11 protein-coding genes are annotated in these 14027 nt (G+C 68.6%); 4 read left to right on the top strand and 7 right to left on the bottom strand.

Annotation, left to right across the window (positions count from 1 at the left end; genetic code table 11):
- Positions 1 to 37: 37 nt before the first annotated feature.
- The 7 genes from HYU53_06080 to HYU53_06050 are packed head-to-tail and all read right to left on the bottom strand — an operon-like array spanning position 38 to position 7653.
- Complete coding sequence (locus HYU53_06080; protein ID MBI2220760.1) at positions 38 to 1531, bottom strand: aldehyde dehydrogenase family protein; 1494 nt, start codon at positions 1529 to 1531, stop codon at positions 38 to 40.
- On the bottom strand, positions 1528 to 2679 hold the full coding sequence (locus HYU53_06075; GenBank protein MBI2220759.1) for a 2-oxo acid dehydrogenase subunit E2: 1152 nt from the start codon (positions 2677 to 2679) through the stop codon (positions 1528 to 1530). Before HYU53_06075 ends, HYU53_06080 begins: the two co-directional genes overlap by 4 nt.
- Positions 2680 to 2683: 4 nt before the next feature.
- Positions 2684 to 4024 (bottom strand): aminopeptidase P family protein, encoded by a 1341-nt coding sequence (locus HYU53_06070; protein MBI2220758.1) that lies wholly within the window; start codon positions 4022 to 4024, stop codon positions 2684 to 2686.
- 13 nt (positions 4025 to 4037) lie between these two features.
- Positions 4038 to 5045 carry an alpha-ketoacid dehydrogenase subunit beta gene (locus tag HYU53_06065; protein MBI2220757.1) on the bottom strand — a complete coding sequence of 336 codons (1008 nt, stop codon included), beginning with the start codon at positions 5043 to 5045 and terminating at the stop codon, positions 4038 to 4040.
- Positions 5032 to 6030 carry a thiamine pyrophosphate-dependent dehydrogenase E1 component subunit alpha gene (locus HYU53_06060; GenBank protein ID MBI2220756.1) on the bottom strand — a complete coding sequence of 333 codons (999 nt, stop codon included), beginning with the start codon at positions 6028 to 6030 and terminating at the stop codon, positions 5032 to 5034. The genes HYU53_06065 and HYU53_06060 overlap by 14 nt, the downstream gene beginning before the upstream one ends.
- The gene (locus HYU53_06055) at positions 6027 to 6908 is read right to left on the bottom strand and encodes an NAD(P)-dependent oxidoreductase (protein ID MBI2220755.1); all 882 of its coding nucleotides are present in this window, start codon (positions 6906 to 6908) and stop codon (positions 6027 to 6029) included. The genes HYU53_06060 and HYU53_06055 overlap by 4 nt, the downstream gene beginning before the upstream one ends.
- A gap of 19 nt (positions 6909 to 6927) precedes the next feature.
- Entirely contained in the window at positions 6928 to 7653 is a 726-nt protein-coding gene (locus HYU53_06050; protein MBI2220754.1) for a FadR family transcriptional regulator, read from the bottom strand.
- A 125-nt stretch (positions 7654 to 7778) separates the two neighbouring features.
- Here HYU53_06050 and HYU53_06045 point away from each other — a divergent pair, with 125 nt between their 5' ends.
- Genes HYU53_06045 through HYU53_06030 form a run of 4 tightly spaced genes read left to right on the top strand, consistent with a single transcriptional unit; the run spans position 7779 to position 14018 of the window.
- Complete coding sequence (locus HYU53_06045; protein ID MBI2220753.1) at positions 7779 to 8867, top strand: prolyl oligopeptidase family serine peptidase; 1089 nt, start codon at positions 7779 to 7781, stop codon at positions 8865 to 8867.
- On the top strand, positions 8864 to 12004 hold the full coding sequence (locus tag HYU53_06040) for a TonB-dependent receptor (protein ID MBI2220752.1): 3141 nt from the start codon (positions 8864 to 8866) through the stop codon (positions 12002 to 12004). Before HYU53_06045 ends, HYU53_06040 begins: the two co-directional genes overlap by 4 nt.
- Complete coding sequence (locus tag HYU53_06035; protein MBI2220751.1) at positions 12004 to 13017, top strand: alpha/beta hydrolase; 1014 nt, start codon at positions 12004 to 12006, stop codon at positions 13015 to 13017. Before HYU53_06040 ends, HYU53_06035 begins: the two co-directional genes overlap by 1 nt.
- Positions 13014 to 14018, top strand: coding sequence for an alpha/beta hydrolase (locus HYU53_06030; protein ID MBI2220750.1), 1005 nt, complete (start codon positions 13014 to 13016; stop codon positions 14016 to 14018). The genes HYU53_06035 and HYU53_06030 overlap by 4 nt, the downstream gene beginning before the upstream one ends.
- The last annotated feature ends 9 nt before the right edge of the window (positions 14019 to 14027 follow it).

Below are 14027 nucleotides of genomic sequence, written 5' to 3'. Positions count from 1 at the left end.
TTTCGGGCCGCCTGTGTCACGGGTCCCTCCCCGCCGGCTACATCCGGTGGTTGTAGGTCACGAGCTTCATCTCGGTCATTTCTTCGATGGCGTAGCGCACGCCCTCCCGGCCGAACCCGGAGAGCTTCAGTCCGCCGTAGGGCATGTGGTCGATGCGGAACGTGGAGACGTCGTTCACCATCACGCCGCCGGCGTCGATGCCTTCGATCGCGGCGGTGATAATCCGCTCGTCGTGCGTGAACACGCCCGCCTGCAGCCCGAAGTCGCTCGCGTTGGCCGAGGCAATCGCCGCCGCCACCTCGTCGTAGCGCACGAGGCCGACGAGCGGCGCGAACACTTCCTGGCAGGCCACGCGCATCTCCGGCCGCACGTCCTCGAGCACCGTGGGCGCGAGCACCGACCCCTGAAGCGTTCCCCCCGCGAGCACGCGCGCGCCTTCACCACGCGCCTCGTCGATCCAGGCCCGCACGCGTTGGGCGGCGGTGCGGTCGATGAGCGGGCCGACGTCGGTCGCTTCGGCGAGCGGGTCGCCCGCCTTCAACGCCCTGACGCGCCCGAGAAACAGCTCGCGGAAACGCTCGTACGCCGGCGCATGGACGAAGACGCGCTGGACCGAGATGCACGACTGCCCGGCGTACGAGAAGCCGCCCCACGCGATGCGCTCGGCGGCGTAGGCGAGGTCCGCGTCGCTGTGGACAATGACGGCGGCGTTGCCACCGAGCTCGAGGGTCACGCGCTTGCGCCCGGCGCGGCGCTTCAACTCCCACCCGACGGCGGGGCTGCCCGTGAACGACAGCAGCGTGATGCGGTCGTCCTCCACGAGCGGCGCGGCGTCGGCGGTGCTGCTCGGGACGACGCTGAGCGCTCCGGCGGGCCAGCCCGCCTCGAGGATCAGGTCGGCCAGCAGCAGGGAGGAGACCGGCGTCTGGCTCGCGGGCCGGATGATGACGGGATCTCCCGCCGCGACGGCGGGCGCCACCTTGTGCGCGACCAGGTTCAACGGGAAATTGAAGGGGGTGATGCCCGCCACGGGCCCGAGGGGCACGCGCCGCACGTGCGCCTCGCGCCGTTCGCTGCCCGGCAGCCAGTCGAGCGGGACGATCTCGCCGTAGATCCGCCGCGCCTCCTCGGACGCCACCTTGAAGGTGAACGCCGCGCGTGCGACCTCGAGACGGGCGGCCTTCATCGGCTTGCCCGCCTCGAGGGCCAGGACGCGCGCCAGCTCCTCGGCGCGCGAGGCGATCCCGGCGCTGACGCTCTCGAGGACCTGCGACCGCTGCCAGGAGGGCAGGCGCCGCGTGATCGGGAACGCCTCGGCGGCGCCCTGGATCGCCTGCTCGATCTCGCGCGGTCCCGCGCGGTGCGTCACCGCGACGAGCGTGTCGTCGTAGGGGCTGCGCACGTGCGAGAGCTGTCCCGTCGTGACGCGACGGCCGGCGATCAGACAGTGGAACTCGCCCAGCGCCGGACGGTCGAGGCTTGCGGCGGCCGGCCGGCGGCTGTCGCCGCGCAGCCGATCGGGGCGACTCATGACAGCGACCCCTCTGCGTCTTCGATCAGGCGCGCGAGGTCGGCGAGGAACGCCGCTGCGCGGACGCCGTCGATCACGCGATGATCGGAGGAGAGCGTGACGCTCATCATGGGGCGCACGGCGGGACGGCCCTCCCGCGCGACCACGCGGTCGGCGATCCGCCCGACCGCGAGGATCGCGGCCTGCGGCGCGTTGACGATCGCGCTGAAGGCATCGACCTCGTACATGCCCAGATTGCTGATGGTGAAGGTTCCGCCGGTGAGATCGGACGGCTGCAGGCGGCCGGCGCGCGCGCGATCGACGAGCTGGCCGCGGCGCTCGGCGAGGGCGGCAACGTCCAGGCGGTCGGCGTCACGGATGACCGGGGCGACCACGCCGTTGTCAACGCCAATCGCGACACCGATGTTGACCTGCGCGTGTGCCTGGACGGCGCCGTCCATCCAGCTCGCGTTGATGCCCGGATGCCTCCGGAGCGCCCGCGCGACGAGCGCCACGAGCAGATCGGTGACGGTGATCTCGCGGGGCGCGCCGGCGGTCGTGTTGAGGCGCGCGCGCAGGGCCGCGAGCGAACCCGCATCGACATCGCGGGCGACGAAGAAGTGCGGCACGGTGGACCACGACGCGGCCATGCGCTCCGCCATCACGCGCCACGTCGCGGGCAGCGCCCCGGCCGACGCCGATGCCGCGGCCGATCCCGCGAGGTCCGCCGCGAGGACGGCGCCCCCGGGTCCGGAGCCTGCCTCCACCGCGACGCCGCGCTCGGCCGCCAGCCGGCGTGCCTTGGGTGACATCAACGGCCGCGCGCCTGCGTCCGCCGCCGCGCGCGAGGGCGGTGGCATGTCCGCCGCCTGATGGTGGACGGTCTCGCGTCCCGTCCGGGCCGGCTGGGTCTCGGCGGGTGGCTGCTCGCCCGGCGCGACGATCCAGGCGATCGTCTGGCCCACGGCGACGACGTCCCCTTCGCGGGCGCGAACGCCGGCGAGCACGCCGTCCGCCGACGCCTCGATCTCGACGACGGCCTTGTCGGTTTCGACTTCCATCAGCAGCTCGCCTTTGCGGACGGACTCGCCTTCCTGCTTCCGCCACGCGACGAGCTTGCCCGTTTCCTGCGCCATCTCGAGGGCAGGCATCACGACGTGTACGGCCATTCGCTCAGACCCCCACGCGTTCCGTCCTCGCGCCCGCGTCAATCAACGCCTTCACGTCCGCGCTCGGTGCCACCTCGACCTCGCGCGTGGCGGGCAGCGGCCCGTCAACCGTGACGTAGTGCGCGCCGGCCACGAGCAGCTTCTCGGCGGGGAAGCGCGTGATCACCTCGTGCCCCGCTTCGGTCACGACGATTTCTTCCTCGATGCGGGCGGCGCTCCAGCCGTCGGTCGACGGCCAGAATGTCTCGAGCGCGAAGACCATCCCCGGCTTCAACTCGTACGGATGTTCGAGCGACACGAGCCGGCTGATGACGGGCTTCTCCCAGATGGCCAGGCCGACGCCGTGGCCGTACTGCAGCGCGAAGGCGGCCTCCTCGCTGGCGAACCCGAAATCCTGCGCGCGCGGCCAGACCGCGGCCACCTCGGCGGTGGTGCGGCCGGGGCGGATCAGCTCGATGGCGGCGTCGAGGTAATCGCGGCACCGCTTGTAGGCGTCCACCATCGCGCGCGATCCGAATCCCACGGAGAAGCAGCGGTAGTAGCACGTGCGATAGCCCATGTACGAGTGCAGGATGTCGTAGTACACGGGGTCGCCCGGACGCAGCACGCGATCCGAGAACACGTGCGGATGCGGGTTGCAGCGCTCGCCGGAGATCGCGTTCACGGCCTCGACGTACTCCGATCCGAGGTCGTACAGGACCTTGGAGACGAGGCCGACCGCCTCGTTCTCGCGCATCCCGGGTTTCATCGCGCGGTACAGTTCGTCGTACGCCGCGTCGACCATCATCGCCGCCATGTTCAGCAGCGTGATCTCGTCCTGCGTCTTGATCACGCGCGCGTCGGACAGGACCTGCTGGCCGTCCACGACGGTGAGCCCTTCCTTCTGCAGCGCGAAGAGCACCGGCGGCTCGATGATGTCGATGCCGACCGGCTCTTTGTGCAGGCCGCGCGACTCCAGCTCGATCCGGATCTTGCGCGCGACGTCCTCGGCGCGTCCCATCTCGGGGGACATCGCGCCGCGCAGCAGCGAGATTCCCGGGCGCGAGCGCTCGCCGAGCCACGGGCAGTGGAGCTGGTGGTGCCGCGCCGCCGACCCGAAGTCCCAGAGGATCGGTTCGTGGCCGCGGGGCAACAGCGTGAAGCGGTTCGCCTTGTCCTGCGCCCACGTGCCGATGTGCGTCGCGGTGATGTACCGCACGTTGTTCATGTCGAAGCAGAGCAGCGAGCCCAGCGCCGTCCTGTCCATCTCGGCGCGCGCGCGCGCCAGCCGTTCGCGGCGGAGCCGGTCGAAATCGACGCGCTGCTCCCAGTCCACCGCCATCGTGCCGTAGGTCTTGAGCGCCATGTCTCCTCGTTCCTCAGGCCTTGCCGCACAGGGCGCGGGCCTGGTCAAACACCGTCTGCGGCGTGGGGACCGTCACATCCTCGAGCGGCGGCGAGAACGGCACCGGCACGTTCATCGCGCCCATCCGCTTCACCGGCGCGTCCAGGTGATAGAACGCTTCGTCGGCGATGACCGAGGCGATCTCCGCCGTGATGCCGCACTGCTCGTACCCCTCGTCGATGACGATCGCGCGCGACGTCTTCCGGACCGACTCGACGATCGTCGCCCGGTCGAGCGGCAGCGTCGTCCGGGGATCCACGACCTCGGCGCTGATGCCCGCCTGGTCGAGGCGCTGCGCGGCGGCCAGCGCCACCTGCACCATGCTGCTCGTCGCAATCAGGGTGATGTCGGTGCCGGTGCGCTTGATGTCGGCGACGCCGAGCGGGATCGTGTAGTCCTCGTTCGGCACCGGCCCCGAGAGCTTGTACATCATCTTGTCTTCGAAGAAGACGACCGGGTTGTCGTCGCGGATGGCGGCCTTGAGAAGGCCCTTGGCGTCGTACGGGGTCGAGGGCAGCACCACCTTGAGGCCCGGAATATGGCTGTACCACGCGTGCAGCGACTGGGAGTGCTGCGCGGCCGAGCGGCGCGTCGCGCCGAGCGTCGTCCGCAGCACCATGGGGACCTTCCACCTGCCGCCGGACATGTAGTGGATCTTGGCCGCCTGGTTCACCATCTGGTCCATGGTGAGCGTCAGAAAGTCGCCGAACATGATGTCGATGAACGGGCGCATGCCGGTCATCGCGGCGCCGACGCCAATCCCCGTGAACCCGGCTTCGGAGATCGGCGTGTCGATGACGCGGCTCGTGCCGAATTCCTCGGCAAGGCCGGACAGCACCTTGAAGGGGGTGCCGGCCTCCGCGACGTCCTCGCCGAGAATGACCACGCGATCATCGCGCCGCATTTCCTCGGCGAGCGCCTCGCGGATCGCCGCGGCAAACGTCAGCTCGCGCGCGCCGCCGGCCGCCTCACGCGTAGACATGGCGTTCCACCTGCGAGGGATCGGGGTACGGCGCGTTCAGCGCGAACTGTGCCGCGGCGTCGATCTCGGCGGTGACGCGCGCGCGCAGTTCGCCGAGCGCGGCCGCGTCGGCCAGCCCCTGGCCGCGCAGCCAGTCGCCGAAACGCGCGATCGGATCGCGGTTGGCGGCCCAGTCCTGTTCCTCCTCCTTGCTGCGATAGTACGAGCGGCTGATGTCGCCGACGTGGTGGCCGTGATACCGGTACGTCTCGCAGAGCAGGAAGCCGGGGCCCGCCCCCTGCCGCGCCCGCTCGACGAGCCGTGAGGCGGCGGCGAACACCGCGGCGACCTCCTGCCCGTCGACGCGCTCGCGCGCCAGGCCGAACGCGGCGGCGCGCGCGAGGATGTCCCCCGCGGTCGTCTCGGTGAAATGCGTGTACTCGTTGTACTGGTTGTTCTCGCAGACGTAGATGACCGGCAGGCTCCAGAGCTGCGCGATGTTCATCACTTCGTACAGCACGCCCTGGCCGAGCGCCCCCTCGCCGAAGAAACAGACGGAGACGCGGCCGGTCTTCAGCCAGCGCGCGCTGAACGCCGCGCCGGTCGCGATGCCGGTGCTGCCGCCGACGATCGCGTTGGCGCCGAGGTTGCCGGTGTCGGGGTCGGCGATGTGCATCGAGCCCCCCTTGCCCGCGCAGTACCCGGCTTCCTTGCCGAGCAGCTCCGCGAACATCCGATCCGGCGAGGCCCCCTTGGCCAGGCAGTGGCCGTGGCCGCGGTGCGTGCTGGTCACGTAGTCGTCGCGGCGCAGGGCCTGGCAGACGCCCACCGCGACCGCTTCCTGCCCGGTGTAGAGATGCGCGAGCCCGGGCATGATCGCGCTCGTGTAGAGGTCGTTGACCTTCTCCTCGAACGCGCGGATCTGGACCATCTGCGCGTACATCTCCAGCCAGCGGGCCGCGGTCACCGCCGGCTCGACGCCCGCCTTCCGGACGACCGTGCTCATCGGGACACCCCGGACATCGACGCCAGCACGTCGAACATCACCGCGAAGTCCTCGGCCCTGAGCCCCATCCCGCGCGCGGCGGAGAGAAACGCGTTGCTCACGGCGGTGGTGGGCAGCGGCACGCCCAGACGCTGCCCCATCTCGATCGCGAGGTTCAGATCCTTCTGCATCATGTCGCAGTTGAACCAGGCTTCCGGCGGCAGGGCGAGCACGAACGGGCCGCGGTACTTCACCATCGGTGAGGCGATCGCGCTGTTGGTCAGGACGTCGACCGCGGTCGCGCGCGGGATGCCGCTCTTCTCGGCGAGCAGCACGGCTTCGCTGAACGCGAGCATCTGGACCGCAAGACTCAGGTTGACGGCGATCTTCATGCAGACGGCCAGGCCGTTGTCGCCGACGTGCGTCACCTTGGGGCCGATGTCCTGCAGGATCGGCTTCACGCGGTCGAACGCGTCCGTCGGCCCGCCCACCATCAGCGACAGCTTGCCCTCCTGCAGCGTGATGACGCTGCCCGACACGGGCGCGTCGAGCATGACCGCGCCGGTCTCTGCGACCCGGGCCGCCACCTCGCGGCTGACCGCCGGGCTGACGGTGCTGATATCGATGTAGGTCTTGCCCGGCCCGAGCGCCGACAGGATGCCGTCGGGCCCGTCGGTGATGGCTTTCAGCGCCCTGGTGTCCGTCACCATGCTGAAAATCACGTCCCCGGCCTGCGCGGCCTCGCGCGGGGAGTCAGCCCACTTCATCCCCGCGTCGATCAGCCAGCCGGCCTTCGAGCGCGTGCGGTTGTAGCCGGTGACCACGTGCCCGTGGTCGAGCAGCCGCTTGACCATCTGGCCGCCCATCGTGCCCAGACCTACAAAGCCGAGATTTGCCATACGCCATTCGATGGGAGGCTCAGGGCTGCGTCGTTTCCGCCTGGATCCGCGCGCCTGCCTCCGAGTCCTCGCGAACCTGCTTCATGTGATCGCGCATCGCGTCTCGGGCCGCGTCGGCGTCCCCCGCCTCGACCGCCGCGAGAATGCGCTTGTGGTGAAACTGTCCCCGCTCCGCACCGCCCGGCACGAACGAGATGCGGCTGCGCTGCTCGCGCAGCAGTCCCACGATCGAGTCGATCAGGGTCAGGAAGATCGGATTGGCGGACGCCTCGGCGAGCGCGAGGTGGAAGTCGAGGTCCCCCTCGACGAAGGCGTCGGCGTCATCGAGCGCGGCGTCCATGGCGCTCACCGCCTCTCGCATCGCCGTCAGGTCGGCGTCCCGCCGGCGGCGGGCGGCGGCACGCGCGGCGATCTCGGGCTCGAGAATCTCGCGGACTTCCACGAGATGGGTGAGCCCCTCGTCCTGCGCCGTGCGCGCGATGCGCGCGAGCGACCCGCGCATGTTCTGCGTGGTCTGGTTGGTAATAAACGTACCGCGGCCGGGGAAGGCTTCGACGAGCCCCTTCTCGCGCAGCGTCTTGATCGCCTCGCGCACGGCGGTCCGGCTGACGCCGAACCGCTCCGCCAGCTCCCGCTCCGGCGGAAGCTGGTCGCCCGGCTTCAGCGACCCGCCGACGACCGACGCCTCGATTTGCTCGACGATCTGTTCATACAGCCTGGATGGCTGCTGGACTGTCCTATACATTGGTATGACCACCATATCACAAGACCAATAGGCTTGACATGGTCTAATGGTCTGATTATAGTGCCGCCCAACACTGGCAGCAATCGGTGTCCCTCGGACTTTCCTGCCAGCCGCGGAGGCACCCCATGACTCTTCGTCTTTCCGGGTTCGCGGCGGCCCTGGTGTTTGCGGCGGCTGGTGCGTCAAGCATGGCGGGACCCGGCGCGCGCGAATCGCGCCCCGCGCCCGGCCAGGCCAAGGGTGTTCCGGGCGCCCCACCCGCACTTCACGCTACCGTTCACGGCTACACCATCACGAAAACGATCGCGGGCGCGTCAACTCCCGTCGACCTGACCTTCGTGCTCACGCGAGACGAGATCTACGTTCCGGTCGGCATTCGCAAGCCTGCCGGCAAGGGTCCGTTCCCCGCGATTCTAATGAGATCCGGCAATGGCGCCGGCGGTATGCCCGAAGTCGAGCGGCAGGTCGGCCGCCTCGGCCCTATGACAGACGAGATGCTCGGGCGTGGCTACGTCGTCGCGTACGCCGAGTACCGCAACGAGATTCCTTATCTGTACGAGAAAATCGACCGGTCCGAGAACCTCTCCGACAACATCAGCGGCGGCCAGCGCACGCTGAAGTCAAATCCCTCCCTCGACTCAGACGACTACATCGCCCTCATCCACTACCTGCAGTCCTTGCCGTACGTGGACAAGGACGCCGTCGGCACCTACGGCGTGAGCCACAGCGGCGAGTTGATGCTGAAAGCCGCGAGCGAGATCACGTTCGGCGCCGCGGTGCCGAACGAGGGGGCGGCGCACGAGTTTCTCGGCGTCGATACCGGACCGGCGGCGCCCCGCAAGGGCACCGAAATCCAGTACCAGGACATCGAGGTGGTCCGGACGCACGCCGACAAACGCCGGGCGATGGCCCGCATCCAGCCGATCCGCACGCCGTTTCTTCACCTCGGCCGAGACGATGACCACCTGCAGGGAATCTTCAAGCTGACACACGAGTGGATGAAGGAAGCAGGGAAGGATTCGACCTGGGCCAGCTTCGATCATCCGGTACACGGGTACGGCTTCTTGTACGCGGGGCCGGACGGCGCGTACAAGCCGGACGCGATCCAGCGGAAGGCGTTCGATCTGGTGATGGCGTTCTTCGACAAGCACCTGAAGCACGCGCACCACACCTCGCGCCGACGCCAGCAAGTACTGAATGGGAGGACGTCATGAAGTGTCGCAGGGTGTTCCTGTCCGCGATGGTCGTGCTCGGTCTCTCGGCGCCGCTGCAGGCGCAGACGACGGCGACCATGCTGGGCACGGTCACCGACAACAGCGGCGGCGTGCTGCCTGGCGCGACCGTCACGATCAAGCACACGGGCACGGAGCAGGTCCATGCGGCGGTCACCGACGGCCAGGGGCGGTACCGCGTGCCGCAGCTGCCGATTGGGCCGTATGAAATCCGGTCCGAAATGGAAGGGTTCAAGACCCAGATCCGCCAAAACATCCAGTTGACCGTCGGAGCCGAGGTGGTCATCAACTTCACGCTCGAGGTCGGGTCGCTGCGGGAAACGGTGACCGTCACGAGCGAAGCGCCCGTCGTCGAGACCACGTCTACATCCGTCGGTGCACTCATCGATCAGAAGATGATCCAGGCGCTCCCGCTCAACGCGCGCGACATCCAGCAGCTCGCGGTCCTGCAGCCCGGGGTGCAGTCACAGGCGGCGTACAACGGGCTGTACGGCGCGAACATCAGCGTGCGCGGCTCCCGGCCGGAGCAGAACCGGTATCTGCTCAACGGCGTGGACGCGGGCACGACGTTCGGCACCGCGCCGGTCAGCGCGGCGAACATCATGATGGGCGTCGAAGGGCTGCAGGAATTCAAGGTGCTGACGAGCGACTACAGCGCGGCCTACGGGATGAAGCAAGGGGGCGTGGTCAACATGATCACGAAATCCGGCACCAACTCGTTCGCCGGCAGCGCCTACGAATATTTCCGCAATGACAGATTCGACGCGAAGAACTTCTTCGACCGCGGCGACGACCCGCCGCCCTTCACGCGTCACCAGTTCGGCGCCTCTCTGGGCGGGCCCATCCTGAAGGGGAAGACGTTCTTCTTCACCAACTACGAACAGTTCCGGCAGCGCCTCGGGCTCTCGCTGCTCGGGTTCGTTCCGACGGCGCGCGCGCGCCAGGGGTACGTGCCCAGCCCCTCGGGCCAGGAAGTCTTCGTGGGAGTGGCGCCGCAGATGGTGCCCTACCTGAACCTCTATCCGCTGCCGAACGGCCGGGATCTGGGCGACGGCACCGCGGAATTCTTCGCCAATCCGGAGCAGAAGATCGACGAGCAGTACATCACGCTGCGCGTCGACCATCAGCTCAGGCCGAATAACACGCTGTGGTCGGTGTTCACCGGCGACTGGTCTGAAAGCCTCACGCCGGAGCCGACCACGTCGTTTGCGGGGTACTCGCTCCGCGACAAGATGATCTGGAGCGTGCAGGACTCCCACACCTTCTCGCCGACGCTGGTGGGCAGCGTCCGCTTCGGCTACAACTGGAACCGGTACCTCGATGAAAACCACGCGCTCGTGGACATCGATCCCGCGCTCTACATCGCCGAGGATTACCGCCCCACGCCGACAGGCGCGGGACAGTTTCCGCAGCTCAGCACGTCGGGCCTCTCGGCGCTGGCCTCGTCGGGCAACGGCCCGGTGTGGTACACCCACCGCGCCATCAGCTTCGACCTCGATTTGAACTACGTCCGCGGGGCGCACTCGTGGCAGTTCGGCGCGTCGTACCTCCGTGCCGCTGACGACGGATCGTACGCGGCCGAGCAGCTCAAAGGGGAGACGGACTTCGCGTCGCTGAGCGACCTGCTGCGGGGGCGGGCGGACCGCGTGAACATCCTGCTGCCGGGCAGCAAGCCGGAGACCGACTTCCGCAGCCAGACGGCCGCGGTGTACGCCGAAGACAGCATTCGGGTCGGCCCCCGCGTCACGATGACGGCGGGCCTCAGGTGGGAAGCGCTGCTGCAGATGGACGAGGCGGAAGGTGAGATCTCGAACCTGCGCGGCGGGCCTTTGGATCCCGCGCCGCACGTCGGCAACCCGATTCTGATCGGGCAGAAGGGGAACGTCGCGCCGAGGCTCGGCTTCAACTGGGACGTCTTCGGCGACGGCCGGACGAGCCTGCGCGGGGGCGGCGGTGTGTTCTACAACCAGATCACGCCGTACAGCCTGCGCGAGATGAGCAACAACTTCCCGATTGCCACGCAGGTCTCCATCAACTCGCCGCGATCGTTCCCGAATGTCTTCGACGGGTTCGTGCGCGCCAACGTGGCGCCGGACATCGCGTCGATCGAGTACAGGCCGAAGACGCCGGTGCTCTACTCCTACCACGCGGCGATCCAGCGGGAGCTGGGCGCGCGGACGAGCGCGACGGTCTCGTGGGTGGCCTCCGAGGGCCGTCACCTTCCGAGCGGCACGATCGTCAACAGCGACTATGGCAACCGCCTGGTGCCCGAGGTGCTGTCCGACGGCCGGTACTTCTGGGCGCCGGGCCTGACGCGCCCGAATCCGAACTTCGGGCGCATCGGCTACGGCAACTTCAGTTACGCCTCGTCGTACAAGTCCGTGCAGTTCCGGGTGGAGCGCCGCGCCACCGAAGGCCTGGGTTTCACCGCGAACTACACCTGGACCGACTGCAAGGACGATGTGTCCGGGGAGCTGAACAACGCGGTGCAGAACACGGGCGGCCCCACCGCGATGCAGTACTCGCGCGATCCGAGCACCGGCCGCGGCAACTGCTCGTTCACGACGGTGCACTCGGCGAACTTCACGACGACGTGGGATCTGCCCGGTCGCAATCTGGCCGGCGTGACCGGCGTGCTGCTCGGCGGCTGGCGCTGGAGCACCATCACGACGGTCCAGAGCGGCTACCCGTTCAACGTCGCGACCGGGTTCAACCGCTCGCGACAGAACATCGGCACCCGCTCGCTCGGCGATCGCCCCGACTGGGCGCCGGGGTGCAACCCCGGCAACGTGATCCTCGGGGGCGTGGACCGGTACTTCGACGTGAACTGCTTCCAGTTGAACGAGCCGGGGTTCCTCGGCAACGTGCCGTCCCGGATCCTGCGTGGCCCTGGGCTGTTCACGATGGACTGGTCGTTCACGAAGAGCTTCCGCATGCGCGGAAGCAGCCGGTTCGACGTCGAGGCGCAGATCTTCAACGTCACCAACCGCGCCAACTTCGCGGTGCCGGTCGGGGCGTTGTGGACGAATGCGACGCGCCGCCGCGCGGACGCCGGACGCATTACCCGCACGGTCACGCCGTCGCGGCAGGCGCAGTTCGGGATCAAGTTCGTCTTCTGATGCGACGGCCATCTGCGTTCGCGGCAGCGCTTCTTCTCGGCTCCGCCGTCCTGCCGGGCGGCGGAGCGCCCGCACAACCAGCGGCGGTGGCCAGGGACGCCGCCGTCGACGGCCTGACGCCCAGATTCGTCCAGGTCCGCGGCGTGTCGACGCGGTACTACGAGTACGGCAGCGGCGAGCCGATGGTCCTGGTGCACGGCGGCGGCCGCGGGACCACGTCGTCTGCCAACAACTGGTCGCGCAACATCCGCGGGCTTGCGCAGCGCTTCCGCGTGCTTGCCGTGGACAAGAGCGCCGCCGGCATGACCGGCAACCCCACCGACGACACGGATCTCGGCACGGAAGGCGAGGTCCGGCACATGTACGACTTCATTCAGGCGATGAAGCTCGGGCCGGTCCACCTGGTCGGCCATTCGTCCGGCGGGGCGCTGGTCTTCTATCTCGCCGTCGAGCACCCCGAGGTCATCAAGACCCTGACGGTGGTGGCGCATGGCCCCGGGATGCCGGCGGCGGGTGACGGCCCCACGAAATTGGACGTCCTCCAGGAGAAGTGCGCGCCGCAGACGACGTACGAGGGACGGCGATGCCGATTGATCGCGCTCGGCCACACCGAAGCCACCTTCGATGCCGAGTTCCTGGCGGCGGACGCGTGGATGGCCGATCAGCCCAAGTCGCGCGAAGCGCGCGCGAAGTACGCTGCGATGCCGGCCGACGCCCGCGCGGCGGCGACCCGGGCGTACCGGGAGCGTGCATGGGACCGGGCGCGCGCGGGTGTCTTGCAGATGCCGATCCTGATTTACGGCGCGAAGCAGGACACGCTGTCCTGGGATGCCGACGACCCGCACGCGATGATGCGCGGTGAGCTCGGGTTTTTCGACGTGGTCGGCGCCAGGAACCGGCGCGTGAAGATGATCGTCATCAACGAAGCCGGACACTTTCCCTACCGCGAACACCCCGAAGAATTCAACGCCGACCTGGTGGCGTTTATCGACTTCTGGAAGAACCGCTCATGAGATTCAAGATTCCGGCGCTCGCCGTTGCGCTCGCCTGCGCGCTCCTCCCGCCGGCCGGTGCGGCACAACCCGCGGGCGTCTCGCCCGATGGTGCCCTCGGCGGCCTGAACGCGAAATTCATCGACGTGGACGGCGTCCGCACCCGCTACTACGAGGCGGGGACGGGAGAGCCGCTGCTCCTGCTCCACGGCGAGGGCTGGTCCGGGCACTCGAGCGCCAATACGTGGGTGAAGAACATTCCCGGGCTGAGCCGGCGATTCCACGTGTTCGCCCCCGACAAGCTGGCGTCCGGCATGACCGGGAACCCGAAAGACGACAAGGACTTCAACATCCAGGGTGAAGTCGCTCACATGTTCCGATTCATCCAGACGATGAAGCTGGACAAGGTGCACGTCGTCGGGCAGTCACGCGGCGGCGGGCTGGCGTTCTTCCTTTCGGTGGCGCACCCGGAGGTGGTCCGCACGCTGGTGATCGTCGACTCGAACACGGCGGCGCCCGATACCGGTGAGACCGATCGGCAGAAAGTCCTCGCCGGCTGCCCGCGCGAGCCGGATGCGGAGGAGTGGAAGTGCCGGCTGCGCGCGATCTCGTACCTGCCGGACGTGGCGTTCGATGATCGGTTCTTTGCGACCGGCGTCTACATGGCGGGCCTGCCGAAGGCGCGGGAAACGGTGGCGAAGATCGCCGCGGGGGCGGGCGAGCCGTTGCGATCGCAGTTTGACGCGTGGAAGAAGCAGGTGCACGAGCGGGTGCGGACCGAGTCCGTGCTGCGGATGCCGATTCTTCTCTACTGGGGAAAGAACGATCCGTCGGCGATGCTGCGCAACGGCCTCGCGCTGCTCGAGGTCGTGTCCGCCCGGAATCCGCGCGTGCGGATGCTGATCGCCAACCACGCGGGACACTTTCACTACCGGGAATACCCCGGCGAATTCAACGCGAACGTGATCAACTTCATCGACCATTGGTCCGGAGCCGGCGCGCGAACGCACTCATCACGGTAGGGGGCTGGC

The organism is Acidobacteriota bacterium, from assembly GCA_016184105.1.
Lineage (GTDB): Bacteria > Acidobacteriota > Vicinamibacteria > Vicinamibacterales > 2-12-FULL-66-21 > JACPDI01.
Note: the sequence above shows the minus strand (reverse complement) of the source record. Positions and strands in the feature narration are given on the sequence as shown.

Coding starts and splice junctions, on each gene's coding strand:
- HYU53_06075 (MBI2220759.1), bottom strand. CDS start 2,679: ATGGCCGTACACGTCGTGATGCCTGCCCTCGAGATGGCGCAGGAAACG.
- HYU53_06070 (MBI2220758.1), bottom strand. CDS start 4,024: ATGGCGCTCAAGACCTACGGCACGATGGCGGTGGACTGGGAGCAGCGC.
- HYU53_06060 (MBI2220756.1), bottom strand. CDS start 6,030: ATGAGCACGGTCGTCCGGAAGGCGGGCGTCGAGCCGGCGGTGACCGCG.
- HYU53_06050 (MBI2220754.1), bottom strand. CDS start 7,653: ATGTATAGGACAGTCCAGCAGCCATCCAGGCTGTATGAACAGATCGTC.
- HYU53_06040 (MBI2220752.1), top strand. CDS start 8,864: ATGAAGTGTCGCAGGGTGTTCCTGTCCGCGATGGTCGTGCTCGGTCTC.
- HYU53_06030 (MBI2220750.1), top strand. CDS start 13,014: ATGAGATTCAAGATTCCGGCGCTCGCCGTTGCGCTCGCCTGCGCGCTC.
- HYU53_06035 (MBI2220751.1), top strand. CDS start 12,004: ATGCGACGGCCATCTGCGTTCGCGGCAGCGCTTCTTCTCGGCTCCGCC.
- HYU53_06080 (MBI2220760.1), bottom strand. CDS start 1,531: ATGAGTCGCCCCGATCGGCTGCGCGGCGACAGCCGCCGGCCGGCCGCC.
- HYU53_06055 (MBI2220755.1), bottom strand. CDS start 6,908: ATGGCAAATCTCGGCTTTGTAGGTCTGGGCACGATGGGCGGCCAGATG.
- HYU53_06045 (MBI2220753.1), top strand. CDS start 7,779: ATGACTCTTCGTCTTTCCGGGTTCGCGGCGGCCCTGGTGTTTGCGGCG.
- HYU53_06065 (MBI2220757.1), bottom strand. CDS start 5,045: ATGTCTACGCGTGAGGCGGCCGGCGGCGCGCGCGAGCTGACGTTTGCC.